The following is a 21,645-nucleotide window of genomic DNA, read 5'->3' as shown; positions in this document are numbered from 1 at the left end:
TGGCTTCAGATCCAGTGCTCGGACGACGCCATGAGGCGATCCATCGTTGCTGCGGAGAAAGTGCTCGTGGGAACCGGTGGAGGCTTGCGGCCACGACGTGGAGCGACCAGTTCGGGGTACAGGGAGCGCGACACCTCACGAGCTGCGTCGAGCACCAATGGCGCTACCCGCTCGAGCTGAGCGGTCTGCGTATCGCTGCACAACGAGATGCTGCCGATCGGCCCTTCGTGCCCGCGAATAGCCGACGCGACGCACGCGACACCCGGTGTTGATTCGCCGCACTCGAAGGCCAAGCCTCGACGCTGCCGAATACGGCTCAGCTCTTGATGCAGAACTGCGATGTCCGTGATGGTGCTGTCGGTGCAGCGCGGGAGCGTCGCACCGAACAGGGTGTCCACCTGTTCGGGAGCGATGCACGCCAACATCGCTTTGCCGCCTGCCGTCGAATGTGCAAGTGCGCGACCGCCGACGCGCGACGGTAGCGTCGTAGCGAAGCGTCCACCTACCTTGTCGAGGTAGACATTTTCGCAGTCGTCGAGAACTGACAGATGCACGACCATTCCGGTTTTCAGGTGTAGTTCGTGCAGCAGCGGTGCTGCGGCTGCACGCAGCTGGCCGTGGTCGCCGATGCCGCCGTCAAGTCCGAGTGCGCGTCGGCCGAGGCGGTAACCAATCGGCGCGTGAGCGATCCAGTCGAGCTTGACGAGCTGCTCGAGAATGCGGTGGACGGTCGATCGCGGCAACCGGGCGCGTCGCGCGGTTTCTTCGAGACTGAGGTGGGTTGCCCGTCCATCGAAGGCATCGAGAATGAGTGTCATCCGCTCGACCATCGACGGTGGTAAGTCTGTGGTGGACCGACCGCCGGCCGGTGGGGCAGAGGACTTCTTGTCGTTCATGTCGACAACGGCCATGGACGCCTTCCTTTCCGGGGTTTCCCGAGTGTCGCTTCAGTTGCCGTTGGCATCTGGCGTGTCCGTCAGGTGGTGACCCCTGTCACTTGCACTGTATAGTCCGATTGTACATTGATCAAGCGATCAAACAACCTGCATATGGCCCTTAAAGCCGAAGGGGTCATTCATGCAGCGTGCCTGCCGTACGCTGCCGACCCACGGAGATGCCCCATGCCCTGTGATGAAAATTCCCCGGTAGCGGTGCTCGATCGCGCCTCGATATTGCTCGAGGCTTTCGATGAGGACGAGCGACTGACTTTGTCGGACTTGTCGAGACGGACGGGGCTTCCCGCGTCGTCGACCCACCGCATGCTCGGACAACTCGTACGTCTGACATGGCTTCAACGTGAGGGTCACACGTACCGGTTGGGTCGTAAGATATTCGAACTCGGTTCGCTTGCGTTGCATCATGATCGGCTTCACAGCGTGGCGCAGCCAGTCCTCTATCAACTGCACGCGACTACGGGTCTCGTGGTTCACCTCGCAGTCCCAGTCGGCGCTGACGTTCTCTATCTCGACAAAGTCGGTGGCTCCTTCGCTGTTCGGCTGCCCACCCGCGCCGGCGGGCGCCTTCCCGCGGCGTCGACGGCAATAGGCAAAACCTTGATGGCAGAGCTTGATCCGACCGCGGCGCTGACGCCGCCGCGTTCCACGCCGAACACGATAGTGGACCCAGTTCGACTGCGAAGGGAGTATGCCGACATTCGTAACCGCGGAATTGCCCACGATCGGAACGAGACGGTGCTCGGAGTATCGTGTGTCGGTGCCGCTATCATTAAGGGCCGCAGTCCGATTGGCGCGATCTCGGTAACCGGCCCTACCGGTACGTTCGATCCGATGGCTGTCTCGGTCCCTGTCCGCCTCGCGGTAGCAACGATCCGAAATCGACTGTCCGGAAACTGATGTTGCCGCGCTCTGCTGGGGCAGGGCGCGGCAACTGTGAGCTCACGCGAATTTTACGTATCCGCGTCGACGCGTGCGAGATTTTCCTGCACCTCGGTGGACCAGTTCTCCAGAGCGCGAGTGGTGTCCACCTCGTACTCGTAGCGTGCGGTCATTTCGTCTGTGACGTTCTCGACGTCTACATAGAACTGCTGGTACCAGCGGCGAAGTTGGTAGACGGGCCCGTCCTCTTCGGTGAGGAGCGGATTTTCGATGCGGCTCTTGTGTTTCCAGATCTCGATATCCTGGAGGAACTGCGTCTCGAGCCCCTCGGTGAACATCTGAGCGGTGGCTTCGGCCTGCTCGTCCGAGTTGCCCGGCGTGCGTTCGACACATGTGCCGTACTGCAGGACAAACGAATTGTCGGTGACAGGGTAGTGGCAGTTGATGACCTTTGCCTCCACCGTGGTGTCCCCGGAAATCGTCCACACCGTATCGAGCATGAAAGACGGACCGTAGTAGGCAGCTTCCGACACGGTCTCGGCATCTGGAAGGTCCATCTGTACACCGGTTTTGATGTCGTCCCGGCCTACCGAGCGCATGTGCTGTGCAGCGACCTGGCCTTCGAACACATTCTTGAAGTAGCCCGGCATCTGGAAATGAACGTAGAAGAAGTGAGCCATGTCGACAACGTTGTCGACGATCTCACGGCAGTGCGAGCCCTCCACGTGGAAGGTGCGCCACGACCACTCGCTCCACCGATCGGTGCCCCATCCCTCGATCTCCGGAATCGTCACATCCTCCGGCGGCGTGTTGCCCTCCGGGTCATGCCAGGTAAAGAGCATTCCGTTGCGTTCGAGTACATTCCACGATCGTGTGCGTGCTAGCGGAGGGACGCGCCGCGCGTAAGGAATGCCAGTGCAGCGCCCGTTCCCGCCCCACCGCCAATCGTGGAACGGGCAGGCGATGGAGTCGCCCTTGATCTGCCCCATCGCGAGGTTGCCGCCCATGTGTCGGCAGTATGCGTCAAGGATGTGCAACTCGTTCTCGGAGTCTGCGAACACCACCAAGTCGGTGCCGAAAGCCTTGATTTGGTGCGGCTTTCCGTCACGAAACGTCTCGGCCAGGCCGAGGCAGTGCCAGCCTCGCGCAAATCGAGTCGGGTTCTTGCCTGCCTCGATGACCCTGACCTCGGGTTCGGCGATGATGTCGGTCATGAATCCTCCAGTGTGTATTCAGCGATGATTCGATACGTGCGAAAGGCCCTCAGGGCGAGGAGATTCGCGAAGCTTGCCGGTCTCAATTGCAGCCTGGACAGCGTCGCTCAGCCCGCTGCACGATTGCACCAGTGATCCGGGTTGCAGGGCGTTGACCTGGACGTCGCGGTAAGGGCATCGCACGTTCTCTGCAGCCGGCCATTGGATACCGGTATGGATCGAGCTGTACTTCTCGACGAGGACTCGCTGGCCGCACGATGCGCAGTCGACAGGCGCCATGACACTTCCTTCCTATCGTTCTTCCTTGAACGTAGAAGGAATGATCGTCAGGCGACAGGCCAATTCCGTTGAACTGAAAAGTTACCGGACAAGGGCCTGGCCACCGTCCACGGGCAATGCATGGCCTGTGATGTAGTGCGAGGCTGAACTGCAGAGGAACACGACAGCGGGTCCAATGTCGGTTTCCGGGTCGCCGAGCCTTCCCAACGGCACAGTCTTCACGTAGGCCGCAGCTTCCTCCGGACTGATCCGAGCCCAGTCGTCGAGAATCGGCGATGTGGCAAGCGGCAGAATCGCGTTGACGCGAATCCCGTCGGACGCCCATTCACACGCGGCGGTACGCGTCAGAACCCGAATTGCTTCTTTGGCGGCAGCATATCCACCGAATCCTGACGGATCCCAGCGAATTCCGGCTGCAGATCCCACATTGACGATCCGTCCGCCGTCAACCAGATATGGATGGAACAGGCGCATCAGTCGCCACGTTGCCAGTGGGCCCGAATCCAAGCTTTGTTGGTACACAACCTCATCGAGGTCGAGTAACAGGCCGTGTGCAGCTGTCTGCGCGTTGTTGACCAGGATGGTCGGCCCACCCATTCGACCTGCTACGTCCACAATCAGTCGATCGATCTGATCGGTGTCGGTCACATCGCACTCGAAGGCGAATGCGGACCCACCTCGTTCGCTGATCATATGAACCGTCTCGTCGAGTTTGGCCCGAGTGCGACCTACCACTGCTACGACTGCGCCGGCATCCGCCAGTGCTAGAGCCACCCCACGGCCGATGCCCTGGCCGGCGCCTGTCACAAGTGCTCTATCCCCACTGAGTGTTTTCATGCCCTCTTCTCTGATCGATACGGATGTGAGTTCACAACTTCAAAGTAAATTGCGCTCTGGCAGTTACATTCGCGGTACCTTCGGCCACTCTCCGAGCGCAGGTCGATACTGTAGGGGTCATTCGCTCGTTTCGGTGAGCGGTCGAATCAGACAGTCGAATGCGCGAAACAGCATCAGGAGAACAGACGATATGGAACCGCAGGAGCGACGACAGCAAATCCTCGATCGCGCCGGCGAGATATTCGCAGCAAAAGGGATAGCCGCCACCACGATTCGGGAGATCGGCGACGCAGTGGGAGTGCGCTCCGGTGCGCTCTACCATTACTTCCCTTCCAAAGATGCGATCGTCGCAGAGATCGTCAGGGTCTATCTCCAGGAACTTGTAGACAAGGTGCATGCAGTTACTGCCGTGGAGCCCACAGAACGTATCGAGGCGCTTTCCGAGATCGCTCTGCGTTGTTCGCACAAGTACCTGCACGCAACGTCCATCTGGCGTCGTGAGGGTGACTACATCCACGCGACAATTCTCGAGCAAGGCAACATCGGGGAGCTGTTCGGCCAATTCGAGAGGGAGTGGTCGAGCGCTCTTGCCGCCGGAGTTGCTCGGGGCATTTTTCGTGACGACGTTGACATCGATGTCGTCGACCACATGCTTCGATATGCCATCTGGTCATCGAGCGAGTGGTATACGCCGACCGAGGACAAGTCTGTGGATTGGCTCGCCCACGAAGTGGTCAAGGTGATCCTCGGGGGTCTACGCACCCCGAACGTTCAACCGTGAGTGTCTGCGCAGTGCGGTGGATCGTCATTCCATCCAGTGTGGCAAGAGCGCCCGCAAAAGCCACGACTGATTCCGTTGGGCGGAAATATTCTGGCCCACTGTGACATACGGCTACGCTCGCCGTATCGCCAGAGGGTGTGCCGAACTGTCATCTTCCAGTGCGATCAGTCGGCGGACGCAATCGAGTATCACACTTGGCCCAGCACGGCCGCTCCCATTCCGAGGGCGACTGCATCCTCGACGAGGGCTGCTGCCAGTGCCGGAACTCGCTTCGATGCCCATCCTCGGTACGCGTGGCCTGCATACGAGCCTGCCACCGCCGAGGCGGCGCCGATTGCGATGGCAGGGGCGACGGGTTCACTCTGGGCCCGAGCAATCGCGTAGGCGGCGGCGCCCCCGGCTGCAGCTCGTGCGGTCAAGGACGGAGGCGCGAGCCGAGATGGTGTCGTCGGGAGTTTATCCATGACGAACTCGCCACCGATTGCAACGACGGATCCACCGATCGAGAGTCGTTCGTAGCGTGTGCCCCGGAATCTGAGCACCAGGAACGTGGTGATCCCGACTGCGCTGCGAAACCCGCTGGCCTTGCCGATTGCGGCGTAGAGAACTGCAGATCGAATGTTCATGAAGTTTAGTATGTCCGTTTTTGCTCTTCGGTGGAGCCAACTTCGAACTTCGCACGATGATCGATGAACGGCCTATTCGTCAGCTGCATCGGTCGCGTCCAGTAGTGCGACGAGGGCTCGATGGAGTTCTGCGATTTCGCGGCCGCCCTCACCTCCGAGGGCATGAGTGTTCTCGTGATCCAGCTGGCGAACGATCTCTTTGGCGTGCAACGCAGTTCGGTGGCCCTCTTCGGTGAGATCGAGACGAACAGCGCGCGCATCGCGGGTATCGCGTTCGCTCGAGACGAAGCCGCTGCGCTCCAGCGCGCGTACCAGTTTGGAGATGTAAATCGGTTGCAGTCCAGTCTGTTCGGCGAGTTCGCGTTGGCTCGGTCTTTCGCCCGCACGGACAAGGCTGTGAAGGGGCGCGAGTACCGAGTATTGAGCGTGCGTGAGGCCGAGATGGGTGAGCGCACGGTCGACTCCCGCGCGCCAGCGCAGGCTCAGGTGCCAGACGAGTGCTCCGGTTGTCCATGATTCGCGGTCTTGCATGAAAATAGAGTACATGGCTACTATTTGAAAATAGAGTACATGGAAACTATTTTGAGGAGACGTCATGCCCATCACGCCTGTGCTCGACTCGAAAATGGCTCATCGGGAATCGGGTGACGGTCCGCCGTTCGTGCTGCTGCACGGTAATCCCACGTCGTCGTACCTGTGGCGGAATATTCTGCCGTCGGTTAGTGCCCTCGGCCGCGCTCTCGCCCCCGACCTCATCGGGATGGGAGAGTCCGGTAAACCCGCGATCGACTATGGCTTCGTAGACACCGCCCGCTACCTCGACGCCTGGTTCGACGCCTTGGAACTCGACGATGTTGTGCTCGTCGGACACGACTGGGGCGGGGCACTGGCATTCGACTGGGCTGCGCGGCATCCCGATCGCGTCCGCGGGGTCGCCTTCCTCGAGACGATCCTCCGTCCGATGACGTGGGCCGAACATTTTCCGGGTGACGCCAGGGCGCGAGTCGAGGCATTGCGCACTCCCGGAACAGGTGAGGCGAAGGTGCTCGAACAGAACTTCTTTCTCGAGGTTGCTCTCGACAAGACCGTGCTCAGCGGACTCTCGGACGGCGATGCGGCCTCGTATCGTGCTCCGTACCCCACATCCGAGAGTCGCCGGCCATTGCTTGCCTGGCCGCGGGCATTCCCCATCGAAGGCACCCCGGCAGACGTACACACGCGGGTGGCGTCGTACGGAAAGTGGCTCGCGGGAAGTAGCGATGTACCGAAACTCCTGATGACGTTCAACGGCCCGTCCGAACTACTCATGGTCGGCCGCGACGAGATCGAGTGGAGCAGGTCGAATATTGCCCACCTCGATGTCATGGAATGTGGACCCGCCGGCCACCTCGCACCCGAGGATCGGCCCGACGCGATTGCCTCCGCTATCGTGGAGTGGACCAGGCGCCACCGCCTGGATTGCTGACGCGAAACGGGCTCGGATGTTTGGCTCTCGTGTTCGGGGTACTCGCTAACGCATGCGGCTCGGTGTTCTCGATGTCGGTTCGAATTCGGCGCAGCTTCAGATCGTGGAAGCTACTGCAGGGGCGCCGCCACTACCGCTGCACGCACTAAAAGCCGCAACAGGTTTGGCTGAGTCGATCGATGCCAGCCAGTGTCTGGACGGCAACGGAATAGAGCGGGTGTGCGACGCGGTGACGCAGTCACTAGAGGCTGCGCGGCATTACGAGGTTGATCAGATCTATCTCTTTGTCACCGCTGCGATCCGCGATGCGGCGAACCGGGAGGAAGTTCTGGATCGTGTGGCCGCGGAGTGTGGATTGCGTCCACAATTTCTTACCGGCCTGCAGGAAGCACGTTTGACGTATTTTGCCGTGCACCGCTGGTATGGCTGGTGCGCCGGCAGATTGCTCGATATCGATATCGGTGGCACGACAATGGAGATCACGCTGGGGCGCGATGCCGCTCCGGAGTTGGCGGTCTCGCTCCCGCTCGGCGCCGGACGGCTGACTCGCACCTTCTTCGACACGGATCCGCCGCCGAGTAAGCAAGTCAAAGAACTGCGTCGGTACGTACGTTCCTCCCTGCGTGAGACAGCGGATCGTCTTCTCTGGGAAGGGAAACCGCAGCGGGTTGTCGGTACGTCGAAGACCTTCAAGCAATTGGCGCGACTGGCCGGAGCGCCGCCGCAGCGAAAAGGACCGTTTGTGCGACGAACATTGTCGCGCAAGGATCTTCACGGTTTGGTCGCACGGATGGCGACAATGACGACCGATCGTCGCGCCAAACTGCAGGGTGTGGCGCGATCGCGCGCTCACCAGATTCTTGCAGGCGCTATCGTGGCTGACGAAACGTTGTACGCCCTCGATGTCGATTCGATCGATGTGAGCCCGTGGGCCCTGCGTGAAGGTGTCATACTTCAGCATCTCTCCGCGGTACCCGATCCTCAGAACGATCTTCCACTCCAAGTGCTGTCTCCGGAGGTGCACGTGGACAAGGCGGTAGTCACGTCATTGCCGATCACCGAATCGTCACACGACCGCACTCGTTGACCAGGCGATCACGAATCGCGAATCGAGGAGAAGAAGACATGAACAAGACCATTGCATCCGTCGCGATCGCCTGCGCTGTTGTCTCTGCCGTCGCGTGCGGCAGTGACGATACCGACCAATCCACCAGTGACGGTAATGATTACGCTACGCAGCAAACCGCGAGATCTCCGGCGCAGAGAACAGACGAGAGTGAGCCGACGGCGTCACCGACTGATCTGGGAATGATCGATCAAGCAAAACTTGCATCGTTTGTTTTCGCCTTTCGAGCCGGCTACTCGGAACTGACGCAAGATCGTGACGACAGCAGCATCGAGCTCATCGTTCTCCAGTCCTGCGACGACATTGCGAACGGAGTGGACGAGCAGCAGGTCACGGATGAAATCCGAACGCTCGCTGCACACAACGGCAATGAACCCACTCAGGATCAAGCGGAACGGATCTACGACATGGTCACCCCCGCCTGCCCGGGATGACCTGGTGCGACGCCTCCTCGCGGTTCGAAGTCAGGAGTCCGCGCACCCGAGACCGTATACGGCATATGCTGCTCGGATAACTGGTTGTGCAACATTGCGCACCCTCACCCCACCTGGGGTTGTGCCACGCTCGGTTCCGGCGTGAGCATGCCCGTGGAGTGCCAGATCGAGTTGAAACTCGTCGATAGGTTCGCCGAGGAGATACGACCCGAGGAAGGGGTAGATCTCGGGCGGTTCACCGTGCAGAGTGTCGCTGATCGGCGAGTAGTGCAGTAGTGCGACGCGTATGTCTGCCTCGAGGGAGGACACCGCTGATCGGAAGCGCTCGGCGACGTCAACGGTGTGGCCCGCGAACTCCTTCATTTGTGGTTCTCCGAACACGCTGGCGCATTTACCTGCGAATCCACCACCAAATCCTTTGGTGCCTGCAATCCCCAATGTTTGTCCGGCAATATCGATGGTGACAGATTCGCCTTCCAGAACAGAAATCCCTTGCGCAGTAAGCGTATCCGTAACGTCTGAGACGGCATTGCTGTGGTAGTCGTGATTTCCGAGCACGGCGATTACCGGGATTCCCAGGTCTGCGAACTCGTCGGCAACGACCTTCGCCTCATCCCGGCCTCCGTGCCGGGTGAGATCGCCGGCCAGCAACAAGACGTCCGCATGGGTGGATACCATGTCGAGTGCAGGCCGCAACTCGCCGTGTGAATCTGCGCCGAGATGCACATCGCCGACCGCGGCGACCCGGATCACTGTAAGTCCTCGTAATCAGATTGTGGTTCAGCAGAACTCACGACATGGATGTCGTTGCAGACGGTAATGTCGGGGGCCAACTCCGTGACTACCGATTCTAGTTCCCGCTTTCGGGCGAGACTGTTCAGTTCACCGCTGAGGTAGATCTTCGATCCTCGAATCGTCACCCGCACACCGAGTTCCGATGTTCGTGGATCTTCGGCGAAAGCTCGTCTGATGTGTGCCACCAGGTATTGCGGAAGTTGCTCTTCTGCCTTCATCCTCCCAGCCTCCATTCGCTTGCCTATTTTGTCGAAGCAATCTCGAGATCGTCGAGGAGCCCAAGAAAGGCCCGCGCATACGGCGAGGCTCGTGTCTGGTCGACAACTTCCGGCCAGTCGACTTGCTCTCGTAAATCGCGCGCGATCTGGAGCATGGGAACGAAGTCGCAACGATGAGCATCGAGGACGTTCAGTTTGTCGATCATCAAGTCCGTCGCGCCGACGACGGGTGCGACAGCGGAACCGACCCGCATAGACGTTGCCCGGTCCAGGAACTCGTCGGTGATGTCGCGCCCTGAGGCAGAGAAAATAAGGTCGACGAGTACGTCGCTGTCGTACACCTTTGCCAGCCAATCCTCGGGCGGGTTAACCGGTTTCATTCCGGTCTCGCGTAGTGCGTGCAATGCCGGAGTCACGTCCTGCTTGCGCAGGAAGATATCGACATCGTGCCCCGATGGTGGTCCGCCGCGTGCATACACGGCACAACCGCCCGCAACAGCAAATCGAATTTCAGCTCTTGCCAGTGTGTTCACCGCTCGCGTCATAGTCTGCAACAGATCGTCCATGCTGGACCTGCCGTGGGTGGAGACGGGGGGAGGCGGATGCCGGGGTGGTCGTGTCGTCATTTTCAGGAGGTACCCGATCTCCTTCCGGCGAACCGTGTGGGCTCGAGTTCGCCGACGAAATCGACCGACCGGATCGAATGCGTTCTCGGAGTTCTCACCGCGCGGACAGTGGGTCGAAATCGCTCGGTTCCTCGACCGTTGGTGTGAAAGCGATTCGGTCCCAGTGTTACTGGGGGTGAGGCTTCCATAGAGGATACGTCGGACCGAGTCTGGGTACCACGATCAGACATGCCGTCGAGAGCACCGACGGCTTCTGACGAAGGAGACGCTCATGGCTACCTGCGAAACGTGCGGTAACGAGTACGACAAGACGTTTACAGTCACGCGTGGCGAACGCACTGCCACCTTCGACAGCTTCGAATGCGCGGCCCAGGCAATGGCACCACAGTGCGCGCACTGTGGATGCCGCATTCTCGGACATGGAATCGAAGCGGAAGACACGATGTACTGCTGCGCTCATTGTGCTCGTCAAGAAGGTCACAACAAGGCAGCAGACCGCGTAGGTGCCTGAATCGACACGCTAGGCAGAGAGCGCCTCGATCAGCTTCGAGCAAAAGGCCGGGAGGTCGTCGGGTTTCCGGCTTGACACAAGGGTGTTCGGTCCGTTCGTGCACACAACTACGTCGTGGTCGACCCAACTGCCGCCGGCATTCGTGATGTCGGTGCGCAGGCTGGGCCACGACGTGAGCGTCCGACCATTCACTACGTCGGCCTCGACGAGCGTCCACGGTCCGTGGCAGATTACAGCGACAGGTTTTCCGTCATCGAAGAAACTGCGGACGAACGCAACAGCCTCTTTGTTCATGCGGAGGAAGTCCGGGTTTGCGACTCCTCCAGGTAGTACGAGGGCGTCGTAGTCCGATGTCGACGCTGATTCGACTACATCGTCGACGTCGAAAACATCGCCTCGGTCCAGATGATTGAATGCCTGGATTGTTCCCTGCTCGAGTGAAATAAGCGAAGGCTCAGCATGTTCCGAACGAACTGCATCCCAGGGATCTGTCAGTTCAACTTGCTCGACGCCTTCGGGGGCTGCCAGGAAGGCAACCCGCTTTCCTTTCAGCAACTCACTCATTGCTCTCACTTCCTCCGTTCATACTTCGAGCTCAGCGTGATGATGTACCTTCGCTGTCGTCGAAGAAGGACCATTCGTCTCCTCCGTGTCCTACCTCCATGCGCCACCCGAGCTCCGAATTGTCGGCGCACACGTCCACGAACCACGCGTGTGCGTCGTCGGCGCTCTCAATGTCACGGGTATCTATGACATCACCTGCGGGATTGATCACTCTGTATGTGGCCATTATGTACGCCTTCCCGAAACGCGTCCCGTTTAATCATTGTTCAATCTGCCTGATGCGCAATTGAATTGTGCGCCTCTGTTGACCACGGGCGGCCAATAAAGGTGCACCGCAAGCATTAGGCCTCCGGGATCTCCCGGCCGTAGTTCTCGAGTGTGATGCTGTCGGGATCGGGTCCACCGCGTACGCCGGTGTCGAGGGCATCGATCGCAGCAAGCTGGTCGCTGGTGAGGTCGAAGTCGAAGACGTCGAAGTTCTCGGCGATGCGGGTTGGCTTTGTCGACTTCGGGATAGCGGAGCGACCTTGCTGCAGATGCCACCGCAGCATTACCTGGGCTGCCGACTTACCATGCTGCGCAGCGATATCGAGCAAAGTCGGATCGTCAAAGGTGCTCTTCTCGCCGCCGCCGTAGGAGGTGATGCCGCCGATCGGCGACCAGGCCTGCGTCACGATGCCGTGCTCGGCGTGCAGGTGCTGCAGTTCCTTCTGCTGGAAGTACGGGTGAAGTTCGATCTGGTTCACGGAAGGTACGACGGTTGTCTCGGCCAAGAGTCGGTCGAGGTGTGCGGGCATGAAATTGCTGACTCCGATGGCCCGGACCTTGCCGTCGGCGAGTAGCTTCTCGAGAGCTCGGTAGGCGTCGAGGGTCAGGTCGAAACGGTTGGACAGCGGCTGGTGCAAGATAAGAAGGTCGAGTTGGTCGACGCCGAGCTTGCCCGTCGCCTTGTCGAACGCGTGGAGGGTGGTGTCGAAACCGTAGTCGCTGATCCAGACCTTGGTCTCGATGAACACCTCGTCGGAGTTGACGTCGGAACGCTTGATACCTTCTCCGACCTCACGTTCGTTGAAGTACGCGGCGGCAGTATCGATGTGCCGGTAGCCGGTGCGAAGGGCCGACTCGACGGCGGAAACCGTGACATCCGGTGGGGTTTGGAAAACGCCCAGCCCGATGGCCGGCATTTCCACGCCGTTGTTCAGGGCGATCGTATTTTCAGGCATGTTTTCACCGTAGGGATGTTTTGGCGGAGGTGACAGGTACTGGTGTTAACCCCCAACAGGTTGCCTGGATGTCCGGACGGGCCACTACACAGGTTGTTGAATCATGTTGTTTTCCGCCTAGGGTGTCGCAATCGCGATAGTTTCGTTGAACACGTCGACGGAAAGCGAACATGCCATGACCTCGGATCGGGTTGCGACGGATTTCGACCCCGCATTGAAGCTCGCACGATTCCTGCCACGCACCGTGATCACTCGGCGCACTGCGGGACTCCTCCGTCGACTCACCGGATTAGGAGCCCTGGTGCCGCCAAAAGGCGGGGATGTTGTCCGCTGCGACGCGAATGTTTCAGTCCGGGTATTCCGACCCACCGCGCCCGATATCCCCAGGCCGGGTGTGCTCTTCATCCATGGCGGTGGATATGTCATCGGCAGCGCAGCGATGGGGGATGGAATGTGCCGGAACATCGCCGCGCAATTGGGTGCTGTTGCAGCGTCGGTGGAGTACCGGCTCGCACCGCATCATCCGTATCCTGCCCCCTTGGAGGACTGCTACCGCGCACTGCGGTGGTTGGCGGATCAACCTGACGTCGACGCGAGCCGAATCGCTGTCGTGGGGGAGAGCGCCGGTGGGGGCTTGGCCGCTGCTCTGACTCTTCTGGCCAAAGAACGCGGCGAGGTGCTGCCCGCATTCCAGTTGTTGTCGTATCCGATGCTCGATGACCGGACAACCAAGCGAACAGACCTCGACGAGAGTCGATTCAGGGTGTGGAGCCCCCGCAGTAACCGTTACGGATGGAGCGCGTATCTCGGATCGTCGATCACGGATGTGCCGCCGTTGGCCGCACCCGCACGGTACGAAGATCTCACGGGACTCCCGCCGACGTGGATCGGCGTCGGCACAAACGACTTGTTCTACGACGAAGACGTCAGCTACTCCAAGCGGCTGATCGACGCCGGTGTTCCGTGCACACTGTTCGAGGCACCAGGTGCCTACCACGGCTTCGATCAGATCGAAGCCCGATCGACTCCGGCGCGGGAGTACCGCCGTGAACAGTTGAAGGCTCTCACTGCCGTCCTCTCCACTTAGGGAATTTGACTGCAAGGCAACTACTTCGGTTCTGTGCGATCGCCTTTCGATTCCGCAAACCATGCGGCAACCTGTGTGCGAGAGGTGAAGCCGAGCTTCACCAGTAGATGCTCGACATGGCCCTGCGCGGTGCGCGGCGAGATCACCAAGCGGGCTGCGATCTCCTTGTTGGTGAGACCGTCAGCCACCAGCGCGGCGACTTCGAGTTCGCGTTTTGTCGGCCTGCTCGACGGGCCGTTAGTGGAACTTCGCGGGCTGGTGCGTTCCTCGCCCAGTGCGTAGTCGACAGCGTCGCGGAACCGAAGGTCGGCGCCTTTGCTACGCGCATTGTTGAAGGCTCGCTCGCCCAGCGCGAGTCTGACTTTGCGTTCACAATCGTCTTGGAAGACGGCCATGCTCGGCACGACAACAGACGAACCTCCGACAGACCCGCTCGCTTTCTCAGCGGCGCCCATCAACATGGCTGCGCGTCGGGCATCCTTGCTGTCGATCGCGACCCACGACAATGCTTGCAGGCACACGCTGGCGTTCAACCGGTCATTGAGGTTGCGGCCCAATCGCAATGCCTGCTTCAGTAGTCGAGATGCCCGATCGCCATCGCCGTGCTTCCAGGTCGCAACAGCCAGCGTCCACAGGACGTACGTCCGATACACCGTTTCGCCGTGTTCCTCGGTAATGGCAAGTGCGCGTTCGTTGTATTCGATTGCTCGGTCGGTGTCATCCATCAGGTCGAGTGTCATGCCGAGGGTAAGCAAGGCAGTTACCTGGAAGGGCAGGTTCTTCTGTTCGGTGAACAACTGAGCAGCCTTTTCGAGGTGGATACACGACTCGGCAAGATCCTCGTTGAACAAGGCAAGATAGCCCTCTGCATGCTGGAGATAGGCGTTGATCAGCGGGTCGGTCGACTGGCCGGCGAGGACTCGCCCCTCCTTGACGAGTGCTTCTGATGTTTGAATATCTCCCTGGACCGCAGACAAGAGGCTTCCGGCATGAATTGCCCTGGCACGCTCGATGGTTGGTGGGCCGATTCGATATTCGCTGAAGCGGCGCAGCCATTGGCGGCCTTCGGTGATTGCGCCACGGGCGAGCCAGTAGGAAAACAGAGCCGTGGTGATCCGAGTGCCGATTTCAGGGCTGTCGGACACACAGAACTCCAAAGCCTCCCGCAGATTGGACTTTTCCCGAGCGATAGTGGTGATCAACTCGATCTGCCGAGGACTGATCCAGTCGGTATCTGCTGCGAGCGCCAGAGCTTCGAACCAATCGCGGTGTCGGCGACGAAGTTCCGTGTACTCATGCTCTCCGGCTTCTTGTGCCTTCTGTCGCCCGTAGTCACGGATTGTCTCCAGCATCCGGAAACGCACGGTGTTGTCCGATATTTCACGGATCAGTATCGACTTGTCGACCAGAAACGTCACGGCGTCGAGCACGTCCGTCGGTGTCAGCTCTCCGTCGCAAATCTGTTCTGCGGCTTTGAGTTCGAATCCACCGGAGAACACCGACAGTTGCGCCCACACTGCTTGCTCCATCGGAGTGCACAGGTCGTAACTCCAGTCGATGCACATTCGCAATGTCTGTTGCCTTGACGGTGCGTCCCTGCTTCCACTGGTCAACAAGGCGTATCGCTCGGAAAGCCGCTGCAGGATTTGTGTGGGCGACATCGCCCGCAATCGCGCCGCTGCCAACTCGATCGGTAGCGGGAGCCCGTCCAGTTGCCTACAGATCGACGCGATGGCGACTTTATTGTCCTGCGTGAGTTCGAAGCCCGGCACAACTCCGGTGGCGCGATCGACGAACAGTCGCACGGCATCGTTACTCGGCGCGCCCTTCGGTAGGTTGTCGGGATCGGGGACCGGTAGTGGGGGGACAAGGAGAATCGACTCTCCTCCGACTCCGAGTGGTTCGCGGCTCGTCGCCAGAATCTTCAGGTCGGGGCAGGCGCGTAGCAGGAATTCGGATAGCTGCGCCGCTGCAGTAACTACCTGTTCGCAATTGTCGAGTACCAGCAAAAGCTCTCGTTGAGCGAGGAACTCGGCAACCATCTCCCGGACGGGCTTCGCAGACCGGTCTTGTATCCCCAGGGTGCGTGCCACAACACCTGGGAGCAGCGATTGCTCCTGCAGCTCCGCCAACTCCACCAGCCGGACGCCGTCGGCAAAACTGTGTTGTGTCTTGGCGGCGATCCGAAATGCGAGTCGAGTCTTTCCCACACCACCGATTCCGGTCAATGTCACCAGTCGCGCGGTCGTCAGTAGGTTCTTGGCCGTGGCGAGTTCGGTACGGCGGTCGACAAAACTGGTCAGCTCGAGCGGGAGTCCCCCGGTGCGATCCGTTGGCGGAGGAATACTTTTTTCGGGGTACTCGTTTTGCGGATGACCCTGTGCTGTGGGCGATGGGACGGATTGCGTGCGTGCAGGTTCGGAGTACAAGGACATTTCATCGACAGGCAGATCGTGGCGGCGTTGTGCTTCGCGGAGTTGTTGTCCTAGCTCCTGTGACGACGGGCGGGTTCCCGGGTTGGCGGACATGGCTCTTTCGATGAGAGCGCCGACGTCGTCCGGGATGCCGAACTCGCGTGGGTTCGGAACAGGCTCCGACGTAACTCGCAGGAACTGGGCGACCAGTCGTTCACCACTGCGACGTTCGAAAGCAGCGTGTCCGGTCAGTGTGGCGAATAACGTAGAGCCGAGACCATAGACATCCGCTGCGGAACTCGGCGGCCCGCCGGTCACGATTTCGGGCGCAATGAAGGCCGGTGAACCCGTGACAATGCCTGTGCCAGTTTCGAATCCACCGGCAAAATGAGCGATGCCGAAGTCGGACAGCGCCGGTTCACCGTAATCGGTGAGCAGGATGTTTCCGGGCTTGACATCTCGATGCAGGATGCCGAGTCGGTGCGCGGACTCCAAGGCGCCGGCAATCCTCACACCGAGGCGCAGTGCTTCACCTAGTGGGAGCGGTCCGTGCCGTCGGATCAGGGTGTCGAGGGAATCTTGGGCGTAGTACGGCATGACGATGAAGGGCCGTCCGCTACCGGTGACGCTGGTTTGAAAAACATTCACGATGTTGGGATGTCCGGTCAGTCGGCCTGCTGCGCGCTGCTCTCGAAAGAACCGTGCGCGGTTCTCCTCGTCGAGGTCGGTGGTGAGAACCTTTACTGCCACGGTCCGGTCGAGCGACGGCTGCCGACAGCGGTAGACGACGCCAAAACCTCCACGGCCGATCTCGGTAGCGTCCTCGAACCCGGACGCAGACAATTCCGCCGCGACCGAACCTGTCGCGTCGAATTGCGTCGCGAAGGGGTCGACATCGGTCATGGACTACATCGATCCACCTGTGCACGTCGCGTGGAAAATCCGACGAAACTCACCTATCGATGATGGTCCCTCAAAGCCCCCGCTCGCCACCCCCACGGGCACTTTGTTGGAAATTCAAGTGAGTTGCCACAGCGCAGAGTCACGTTGCGGCAACCTTGACGGCAAACGCACTCAGAAGTGCCCCGGTGACGAGGCGCTGGGCTGCCATGACCCGAGGATGATGACGAAGGTACTCGGAGACCGATGACGCAGCGAGAACTATCGCTCCGTTGATCGCCACAGCAACGGTGATTTGAACTAGTCCCAACTGAAGGAATTGACCTAGCACCGGTCCGTTTTCGGGGTGCACGAACTGAGGGACGAGTGCCGCATACATCAGCGCGATCTTGGGATTCAAGATGTTTGTCACCAATCCCATGGCGAACAACCGGAAAGGGGAGTGAGCGTCGAGTTCTCGTGCCTCGAACGGTGAGCGCCCGCCTGGTCGCAGCATGTTCCACGCGAGATATGCCAGGTAGACGGCGCCGACGAGTTTGACGGTCGTATATGCGGCCGGGACCGCCGCGAACAGCGCGGACAGTCCTGCAGCGGATGCACCCAGGTAGAAGACAAATCCCAGAGCGACGCCGCCCAGCGAGACCAATCCCGCGCGCCTGCCTTGTGAGATGGAGCGCGACGCGAGGTAGACCATGTTCGGGCCGGGGGTCAGCACCATTCCCAGCGCGATGAGCCCGATCCCGACCACGGACGCGATGGGCAGCATGTTCTCTCCTCTGTGCTCGTTTGTGGACTTCGACTAGTTTCCGGTGTGAGCACTGTCCACGTCCATCGCATATTCGAGAACTATTTCGTGAAGGATTGCTTCATGGATGAACTAGCCACGCTGCGCGCGCTCCAGTCGGTCAAAGAGCATGGGACAGTGACGGCTGCCGCTGCAGTTCTGCGGCTGAGTCCGTCCGCGGTCAGCCAGCAGCTCAAGCGACTCGAAAAGGCGACGGGTCGATCCTTGTTGACGCCCACGGGGCGCAGAGTGGCTCTGACGCCCGAGGCTCATGCGCTCCTCGACGAGGCAGGTCCGGTGTTGAGTCGGTTGGAGGCCATTCTCGGTGTTTCGTCCGCTCGTGAGTCACAAGTTGCGGGCCATGTGCGTGTCGCCGCATTTACGACCGCCATCCGGCACGGTGCGCTGACGGCGATAGCCGAAGTTCAGGATCAACACCCGCAGCTCACCTGTTCACTCGCCGAGATGGACCCAGGCGAGGCGTATCACGCCCTGTCAGCCGGGATGGTAGACATTGCGGTCACACATCATTGGCAAGGGCAGCAGGCGCCGGTGTATCCGGCGATCACAGTGGGTCCCCTTGCCGACAATACTGCCGACAATACTGCCGACGATCTGGTCGACGACGTTGCCGACGTAATCTGCCACCGAGACCATTCACTTGCCCAGTCGCCTGGACTCGAAGACCTCGCGACATACAGTTGGGTGTCCACCGGCGCGGGCACGATTTGTCATTCATGGCTCATCCACATGTTCGCCCTGCATGGTCATCGGCCACGAATCACCGCAGAAATTTCCGACTTCGCACTGCATGTCCCGTTCGTAGCCGCGGGTCTCGGGCTCGCACTGGTGCCCCGTCTGGGCCGTCCCGAATTGCCTGGCGAAGTTCGTGTTCTCGAGCTCGAAGATCCGCCGGCCCGCAAGATCGGCATCGCGCTGCGTACTCATCAGGTCAACGACAACGCAATATCGGTAGTCGACGCCGCATTGCGATCGCACCTGCAATATCGGGAGGCTGTGTCCAAGGCCACACTGTAATAGGCGCTCGGGTGCTCTCCAGCGGTCGAGAAAACCGATGTGTGGCTTCATAATCGGGCACATGACCTCGACGCTGGGAGGGAGGTACGTTGGCCACGGTAGGCGATCTTGTCGATCGTGCGGGCCTTCGATCCCTCACGCCCGGGGCTGTCGAGAAAGCGCGAGATAACTCCGTCAGCACCTTTTGCGAAATCGACTCGGCGTCGGGCATCGATTTCGAGGCGGGCTGCGTGGTGTACGTCCCCGCGGGGACGTGGCCCTCGCTGTCTGCACCGGAATCGCTTCTCGCCCAGATGCGGTCGGGAGGAGGCGTTGGTGTAGTCGTCGACAACGACGACTTCGATCTCCCTCCGGAATTCGTGACCGAGTGTGTGCGCCAATCGATGCCGGTGTTTCTCCTGCCCAAGGACATGCTCTTCGGTCAACTCAGTGCGACACTCACGTCACAACCCGCTGGAGTGCCGAAACAGGATTCGCACTCGGAGGCAGTGCAGGACCTCCTCGACGAATTCGTCGGGAAGAGTGGTGTCACCGTGTGGGTAGTGATGCAGGGGTGTGTCATCACTGGATCGATCGTGCCCGCCGCGGATTTTCCGATCAAGATTCTTTCCCGCAAACCGACTTCGCTGGAGGGTGCCCCGAGTGATGCAGCGGGACTTCATCTCATGTTGCCCCGGTCCGGCCACGCTCTGGTGCTGGTGAATCCGAACCGCGTGCAGTGGGAAACGCGCCGCGTGGGCAAGCTTGCCGGACAGATCGACGCCCGCCTCCATGCGCTGGAGGTCACCAGGGCGGCACGAGCGCAGTCCGAGAATGCACTGATACGCGAACTGGTTCAGGCAAATGTTGCGTCCGCCGCACTCGATCCGTGGGCACGTTCGTTGGGGCTCGAACCGGGAATCCGTATTCGCGCCGTCTCCGTCGTAGTGCCAGAGGCGACCGAAGGCCGGATCGATACGGTAGTTGCCGGATTGCAGGATCTCGCGCTTCAAGGTGCCGCCGCGTCTGTGTCCGGATCATACGAAGGCAACGCCTACGCGCTTGTCACGATGAGAGGTGCTGTCGAATCCATCGACAGCAGTGAAGGTTTCGATGGACAACTCGATATGCTCGCAACGCTGTTCGCCCTGCGGCACGAAGGCGCGTTGTCCATAGGTACGAGTTCGTGCGTCCTGCGAAGCAGCGACGATCTGGTTCGGGGCTTGATCAGCGCCCGGCAGATGGCGGATCGTCACGCACGCTCGTCGGGTCCGGACAGCCCTTCGGTTCCGCTCCCCGCACCGATGGCCGCAACTCTGCTCGCCAGCGACCCCAGATTGGTAAGTGTCCTCGACAACGCTCTGCTGAAGCCCGTGGTCGACTACGACGAGAGCAAGGGTTCACAGTATCTGGAAACGCTCAGAACGTTTCTGGCTTTGGACGGGCAATGGAGCGCCACGGCTGCCGAATTGGGTATCCACATCAACACACTTCGCTACCGACTGAACCGAATTGAACGCCTCACGGGGCGTGGTGTGCACTCCACGGCCGATCGCGCGGATTTCTATATCGCTCTTGCGCTACGGGAGTCATCTCGATACGGGGAGTGGGACACTTCCAGACCACCAGGGTTCGGGGAGCCTGGGTGAGAATTCTTCGATGACGTCGTAGTCACCGTCGGACGCTCGACCGACGTACGACGGGTGCGCACTGTAGTGATTGCTGCGGAAGTGGAACGGCAGTCCCTCGGGGTTTCCGTCGAATCGAACGCAGAGCAGCGCGTCGGAGAGGTCGGCAGGGTCGAGTGATGCGGTCTGTTCGGATGCCAGACTCAGCGCATGAACCGCATTGTAGGCACCCACTTGTGCTGCATGCGTGCGGTGTTGGCCGCGTACGTCGATCAAGGATTGCCGGTACGACGCGTTGATGTGGTTGTCGATTCTGGCGAAGTACGTGCCGGCCATGAAGTGACCGTTGCTGATTTCGGCAGGCATGTGCCCCAGGTCGATCGCCGTTGTCGCGGTGGCCGCGATGGGTAGGGAATCAGACGAGAAACCAGCCTGGTGGAACTGAGTGTAGAAGGCCGTGGTCGAATCGTGTCCGACAAGATTGCAGATGATCACCGAGGGGCGTTTGCGTTTGATGTCGTCAAGGACTGCGCCAAAGGACGTCTCGCCCAGCGGCGCGTACCAATTGCCGATGGTCTCGACGTTCCGTTGCTCGCCGAGCCGCCGAATCGCTTCACCGAGCACCCTGGGATAGATGTAGTCCGAACCGACGATGTAGACGCGTCGTCCGAGGGTGCAGGCAATCCAGCCGAGATAGTCTTCGAGGTATTGGTTCGGTGCTGCGCCGCAATAGAACACGCGCGGATCGGTCTCCTCACCCTCGAAGTACGTGGGGTACATCAGCAACGATTGATTGTCTTCGATCGCCGGGCGCATCGCGACCCGACTGGCTGAGGTGTATCCGCCGACAATGACGTCGACGGACTCTTCGCGGCACAGATGGTTGATGCCATGTCCCGTCATCGCGACTTCCGAGCAATCGTCGAACACGGCGAATGTCAGTTCCTCGCCGAGGATCCCGCCGCTCGCGTTGACCTCGTGAACCGCAACCAGGGCGCCGTCGAGGATGGACTTCTCCATCTCTGCCTGCGCCCCGCTGAGTGAGTACAGCATTCCGATTTTCACTCGTCCGCTCCTTTCTCGCGTGCGGTGCCACGGCGGTGGCGGTCGATCCCACTCTGTCGATCCCACTCTACGGTCTGCTCCCGCACTTCACACGATGGTGTTCGAGGCGGGACGGCAGCGCGTTGCGATTTGATGACCGGACGTTTCATCGGAATGTCGGATACCTCGTCGTAACGTGAATCGCCTTGTCGTTCAGCCAGGTAGACGCATTTTCGG

24 protein-coding genes are annotated in these 21,645 nt (G+C 60.3%); 9 read left to right on the top strand and 15 right to left on the bottom strand.

Features of this window, described 5'->3' with window-relative positions:
- Nucleotides 1-5: 5 nt before the first annotated feature.
- On the bottom strand, nt 6-911 hold the full coding sequence (locus tag KYT97_RS18420) for an IclR family transcriptional regulator (protein WP_092804843.1): 906 nt from the start codon (nt 909-911) through the stop codon (nt 6-8).
- A 210-nt stretch (nt 912-1,121) separates the two neighbouring features.
- Between KYT97_RS18420 and KYT97_RS18415 the strand changes: the two genes are divergently transcribed.
- Entirely contained in the window at nt 1,122-1,853 is a 732-nt protein-coding gene (locus KYT97_RS18415; protein WP_033233772.1) for an IclR family transcriptional regulator, read from the top strand.
- A 53-nt stretch (nt 1,854-1,906) separates the two neighbouring features.
- Here the strand turns inward: KYT97_RS18415 and KYT97_RS18410 are convergent, their stop codons facing one another.
- The 3 genes from KYT97_RS18410 to KYT97_RS18400 all read right to left on the bottom strand — a co-directional run bounded on the left by KYT97_RS18410 (nt 1,907) and on the right by KYT97_RS18400 (nt 4,165).
- On the bottom strand, nt 1,907-3,049 hold the full coding sequence (locus KYT97_RS18410; protein ID WP_033233771.1) for a 3-ketosteroid-9-alpha-monooxygenase, oxygenase component: 1,143 nt from the start codon (nt 3,047-3,049) through the stop codon (nt 1,907-1,909).
- Between the two features lie 18 nt (nt 3,050-3,067).
- On the bottom strand, nt 3,068-3,328 hold the full coding sequence (locus KYT97_RS18405; protein WP_116102444.1) for a hypothetical protein: 261 nt from the start codon (nt 3,326-3,328) through the stop codon (nt 3,068-3,070).
- Between the two features lie 81 nt (nt 3,329-3,409).
- Nucleotides 3,410-4,165: an SDR family NAD(P)-dependent oxidoreductase gene (locus KYT97_RS18400; RefSeq protein WP_095887447.1), complete on the bottom strand. Its 756-nt coding sequence runs from the start codon at nt 4,163-4,165 to the stop codon at nt 3,410-3,412.
- 190 nt (nt 4,166-4,355) lie between these two features.
- Between KYT97_RS18400 and KYT97_RS18395 the strand changes: the two genes are divergently transcribed.
- Nucleotides 4,356-4,946 (top strand): TetR/AcrR family transcriptional regulator, encoded by a 591-nt coding sequence (locus KYT97_RS18395; protein WP_095887446.1) that lies wholly within the window; start codon nt 4,356-4,358, stop codon nt 4,944-4,946.
- Nucleotides 4,947-5,134: 188 nt separating this feature from the next.
- On the opposite strand, the gene KYT97_RS18390 is transcribed toward KYT97_RS18395, so the two are convergent.
- Nucleotides 5,135-5,572 (bottom strand): hypothetical protein, encoded by a 438-nt coding sequence (locus KYT97_RS18390; RefSeq protein WP_245005865.1) that lies wholly within the window; start codon nt 5,570-5,572, stop codon nt 5,135-5,137.
- A 72-nt stretch (nt 5,573-5,644) separates the two neighbouring features.
- Nucleotides 5,645-6,103 (bottom strand): MarR family winged helix-turn-helix transcriptional regulator, encoded by a 459-nt coding sequence (locus KYT97_RS18385; protein ID WP_116102447.1) that lies wholly within the window; start codon nt 6,101-6,103, stop codon nt 5,645-5,647.
- A 64-nt stretch (nt 6,104-6,167) separates the two neighbouring features.
- Here KYT97_RS18385 and KYT97_RS18380 point away from each other — a divergent pair, with 64 nt between their 5' ends.
- The 3 genes from KYT97_RS18380 to KYT97_RS18370 are packed head-to-tail and all read left to right on the top strand — an operon-like array spanning nt 6,168 to nt 8,597.
- A complete protein-coding gene (locus KYT97_RS18380; RefSeq protein WP_116102448.1) occupies nt 6,168-7,037 on the top strand; it encodes a haloalkane dehalogenase in 870 nt (289 codons plus the stop codon).
- A 52-nt stretch (nt 7,038-7,089) separates the two neighbouring features.
- A complete protein-coding gene (locus KYT97_RS18375) occupies nt 7,090-8,124 on the top strand; it encodes a Ppx/GppA phosphatase family protein (RefSeq protein WP_219110402.1) in 1,035 nt (344 codons plus the stop codon).
- Between the two features lie 38 nt (nt 8,125-8,162).
- On the top strand, nt 8,163-8,597 hold the full coding sequence (locus KYT97_RS18370; RefSeq protein WP_116102451.1) for a hypothetical protein: 435 nt from the start codon (nt 8,163-8,165) through the stop codon (nt 8,595-8,597).
- 30 nt (nt 8,598-8,627) lie between these two features.
- Here KYT97_RS18370 and KYT97_RS18365 read toward each other — a convergent pair whose 3' ends face one another.
- The 3 genes from KYT97_RS18365 to KYT97_RS18360 are packed head-to-tail and all read right to left on the bottom strand — an operon-like array spanning nt 8,628 to nt 10,176.
- Nucleotides 8,628-9,350: a metallophosphoesterase family protein gene (locus tag KYT97_RS18365; RefSeq protein ID WP_219110401.1), complete on the bottom strand. Its 723-nt coding sequence runs from the start codon at nt 9,348-9,350 to the stop codon at nt 8,628-8,630.
- Complete coding sequence (locus KYT97_RS30965; protein WP_245005864.1) at nt 9,347-9,610, bottom strand: BON domain-containing protein; 264 nt, start codon at nt 9,608-9,610, stop codon at nt 9,347-9,349. Before KYT97_RS30965 ends, KYT97_RS18365 begins: the two co-directional genes overlap by 4 nt.
- Nucleotides 9,611-9,633: 23 nt before the next feature.
- On the bottom strand, nt 9,634-10,176 hold the full coding sequence (locus KYT97_RS18360) for a nucleotidyltransferase (RefSeq protein ID WP_233365555.1): 543 nt from the start codon (nt 10,174-10,176) through the stop codon (nt 9,634-9,636).
- 331 nt (nt 10,177-10,507) lie between these two features.
- Here KYT97_RS18360 and KYT97_RS18355 point away from each other — a divergent pair, with 331 nt between their 5' ends.
- Nucleotides 10,508-10,747: a hypothetical protein gene (locus KYT97_RS18355; RefSeq protein WP_084702548.1), complete on the top strand. Its 240-nt coding sequence runs from the start codon at nt 10,508-10,510 to the stop codon at nt 10,745-10,747.
- 9 nt (nt 10,748-10,756) lie between these two features.
- Here the strand turns inward: KYT97_RS18355 and KYT97_RS18350 are convergent, their stop codons facing one another.
- The 3 genes from KYT97_RS18350 to KYT97_RS18340 form a co-directional block, all read right to left on the bottom strand.
- Nucleotides 10,757-11,311 carry a type 1 glutamine amidotransferase domain-containing protein gene (locus KYT97_RS18350; protein ID WP_045065749.1) on the bottom strand — a complete coding sequence of 185 codons (555 nt, stop codon included), beginning with the start codon at nt 11,309-11,311 and terminating at the stop codon, nt 10,757-10,759.
- A gap of 31 nt (nt 11,312-11,342) precedes the next feature.
- Nucleotides 11,343-11,537 (bottom strand): hypothetical protein, encoded by a 195-nt coding sequence (locus KYT97_RS18345; RefSeq protein WP_092804825.1) that lies wholly within the window; start codon nt 11,535-11,537, stop codon nt 11,343-11,345.
- A gap of 115 nt (nt 11,538-11,652) precedes the next feature.
- On the bottom strand, nt 11,653-12,534 hold the full coding sequence (locus KYT97_RS18340; protein WP_116102453.1) for an aldo/keto reductase: 882 nt from the start codon (nt 12,532-12,534) through the stop codon (nt 11,653-11,655).
- 175 nt (nt 12,535-12,709) lie between these two features.
- Here KYT97_RS18340 and KYT97_RS18335 point away from each other — a divergent pair, with 175 nt between their 5' ends.
- Nucleotides 12,710-13,621: an alpha/beta hydrolase gene (locus KYT97_RS18335; protein WP_219110400.1), complete on the top strand. Its 912-nt coding sequence runs from the start codon at nt 12,710-12,712 to the stop codon at nt 13,619-13,621.
- Between the two features lie 20 nt (nt 13,622-13,641).
- Here the strand turns inward: KYT97_RS18335 and KYT97_RS18330 are convergent, their stop codons facing one another.
- Nucleotides 13,642-16,938 (bottom strand): protein kinase domain-containing protein, encoded by a 3,297-nt coding sequence (locus KYT97_RS18330; protein WP_219110399.1) that lies wholly within the window; start codon nt 16,936-16,938, stop codon nt 13,642-13,644.
- 139 nt (nt 16,939-17,077) lie between these two features.
- Nucleotides 17,078-17,701: a LysE family translocator gene (locus KYT97_RS18325; protein ID WP_033233756.1), complete on the bottom strand. Its 624-nt coding sequence runs from the start codon at nt 17,699-17,701 to the stop codon at nt 17,078-17,080.
- 102 nt (nt 17,702-17,803) lie between these two features.
- Between KYT97_RS18325 and KYT97_RS18320 the strand changes: the two genes are divergently transcribed.
- Both KYT97_RS18320 and KYT97_RS18315 read left to right on the top strand, forming a co-directional pair.
- Complete coding sequence (locus tag KYT97_RS18320) at nt 17,804-18,757, top strand: LysR family transcriptional regulator (RefSeq protein ID WP_219110398.1); 954 nt, start codon at nt 17,804-17,806, stop codon at nt 18,755-18,757.
- Nucleotides 18,758-18,846: 89 nt separating this feature from the next.
- Complete coding sequence (locus tag KYT97_RS18315; RefSeq protein ID WP_219110397.1) at nt 18,847-20,385, top strand: PucR family transcriptional regulator; 1,539 nt, start codon at nt 18,847-18,849, stop codon at nt 20,383-20,385.
- On the opposite strand, the gene KYT97_RS18310 is transcribed toward KYT97_RS18315, so the two are convergent.
- Nucleotides 20,326-21,429, bottom strand: a complete 1,104-nt coding sequence (locus tag KYT97_RS18310; protein WP_245005863.1) for a transporter substrate-binding protein — start codon at nt 21,427-21,429, stop codon at nt 20,326-20,328. The two genes, KYT97_RS18315 and KYT97_RS18310, sit on opposite strands and share 60 nt — an antisense overlap.
- Between the last annotated feature and the right edge of the window lie 216 nt (nt 21,430-21,645).

Source organism: Rhodococcus globerulus (genome assembly GCF_019334125.1).
In the GTDB taxonomy this organism is placed as follows: domain Bacteria; phylum Actinomycetota; class Actinomycetes; order Mycobacteriales; family Mycobacteriaceae; genus Rhodococcus_F; species Rhodococcus_F globerula.
This window is presented reverse-complemented; position numbering and strand designations above follow the sequence as displayed.

Bases quoted from the DNA above. Each gene is read 5' to 3' on its own strand.
- KYT97_RS18420 (WP_092804843.1), bottom strand. From the start codon at position 911: ATGGCCGTTGTCGACATGAACGACAAGAAGTCCTCTGCCCCACCGGCC.
- KYT97_RS18415 (WP_033233772.1), top strand. From the start codon at position 1,122: ATGCCCTGTGATGAAAATTCCCCGGTAGCGGTGCTCGATCGCGCCTCG.
- KYT97_RS18410 (WP_033233771.1), bottom strand. From the start codon at position 3,049: ATGACCGACATCATCGCCGAACCCGAGGTCAGGGTCATCGAGGCAGGC.
- KYT97_RS18405 (WP_116102444.1), bottom strand. From the start codon at position 3,328: ATGGCGCCTGTCGACTGCGCATCGTGCGGCCAGCGAGTCCTCGTCGAG.
- KYT97_RS18400 (WP_095887447.1), bottom strand. From the start codon at position 4,165: ATGAAAACACTCAGTGGGGATAGAGCACTTGTGACAGGCGCCGGCCAG.
- KYT97_RS18395 (WP_095887446.1), top strand. From the start codon at position 4,356: ATGGAACCGCAGGAGCGACGACAGCAAATCCTCGATCGCGCCGGCGAG.
- KYT97_RS18390 (WP_245005865.1), bottom strand. From the start codon at position 5,572: ATGAACATTCGATCTGCAGTTCTCTACGCCGCAATCGGCAAGGCCAGC.
- KYT97_RS18385 (WP_116102447.1), bottom strand. From the start codon at position 6,103: ATGCAAGACCGCGAATCATGGACAACCGGAGCACTCGTCTGGCACCTG.
- KYT97_RS18380 (WP_116102448.1), top strand. From the start codon at position 6,168: ATGCCCATCACGCCTGTGCTCGACTCGAAAATGGCTCATCGGGAATCG.
- KYT97_RS18375 (WP_219110402.1), top strand. From the start codon at position 7,090: ATGCGGCTCGGTGTTCTCGATGTCGGTTCGAATTCGGCGCAGCTTCAG.
- KYT97_RS18370 (WP_116102451.1), top strand. From the start codon at position 8,163: ATGAACAAGACCATTGCATCCGTCGCGATCGCCTGCGCTGTTGTCTCT.
- KYT97_RS30965 (WP_245005864.1), bottom strand. From the start codon at position 9,610: ATGAAGGCAGAAGAGCAACTTCCGCAATACCTGGTGGCACACATCAGA.
- KYT97_RS18360 (WP_233365555.1), bottom strand. From the start codon at position 10,176: ATGGACGATCTGTTGCAGACTATGACGCGAGCGGTGAACACACTGGCA.
- KYT97_RS18355 (WP_084702548.1), top strand. From the start codon at position 10,508: ATGGCTACCTGCGAAACGTGCGGTAACGAGTACGACAAGACGTTTACA.
- KYT97_RS18350 (WP_045065749.1), bottom strand. From the start codon at position 11,311: ATGAGTGAGTTGCTGAAAGGAAAGCGGGTTGCCTTCCTGGCAGCCCCC.
- KYT97_RS18345 (WP_092804825.1), bottom strand. From the start codon at position 11,537: ATGGCCACATACAGAGTGATCAATCCCGCAGGTGATGTCATAGATACC.
- KYT97_RS18340 (WP_116102453.1), bottom strand. From the start codon at position 12,534: ATGCCTGAAAATACGATCGCCCTGAACAACGGCGTGGAAATGCCGGCC.
- KYT97_RS18335 (WP_219110400.1), top strand. From the start codon at position 12,710: ATGACCTCGGATCGGGTTGCGACGGATTTCGACCCCGCATTGAAGCTC.
- KYT97_RS18330 (WP_219110399.1), bottom strand. From the start codon at position 16,938: ATGACCGATGTCGACCCCTTCGCGACGCAATTCGACGCGACAGGTTCG.
- KYT97_RS18325 (WP_033233756.1), bottom strand. From the start codon at position 17,701: ATGCTGCCCATCGCGTCCGTGGTCGGGATCGGGCTCATCGCGCTGGGA.
- KYT97_RS18320 (WP_219110398.1), top strand. From the start codon at position 17,804: ATGGATGAACTAGCCACGCTGCGCGCGCTCCAGTCGGTCAAAGAGCAT.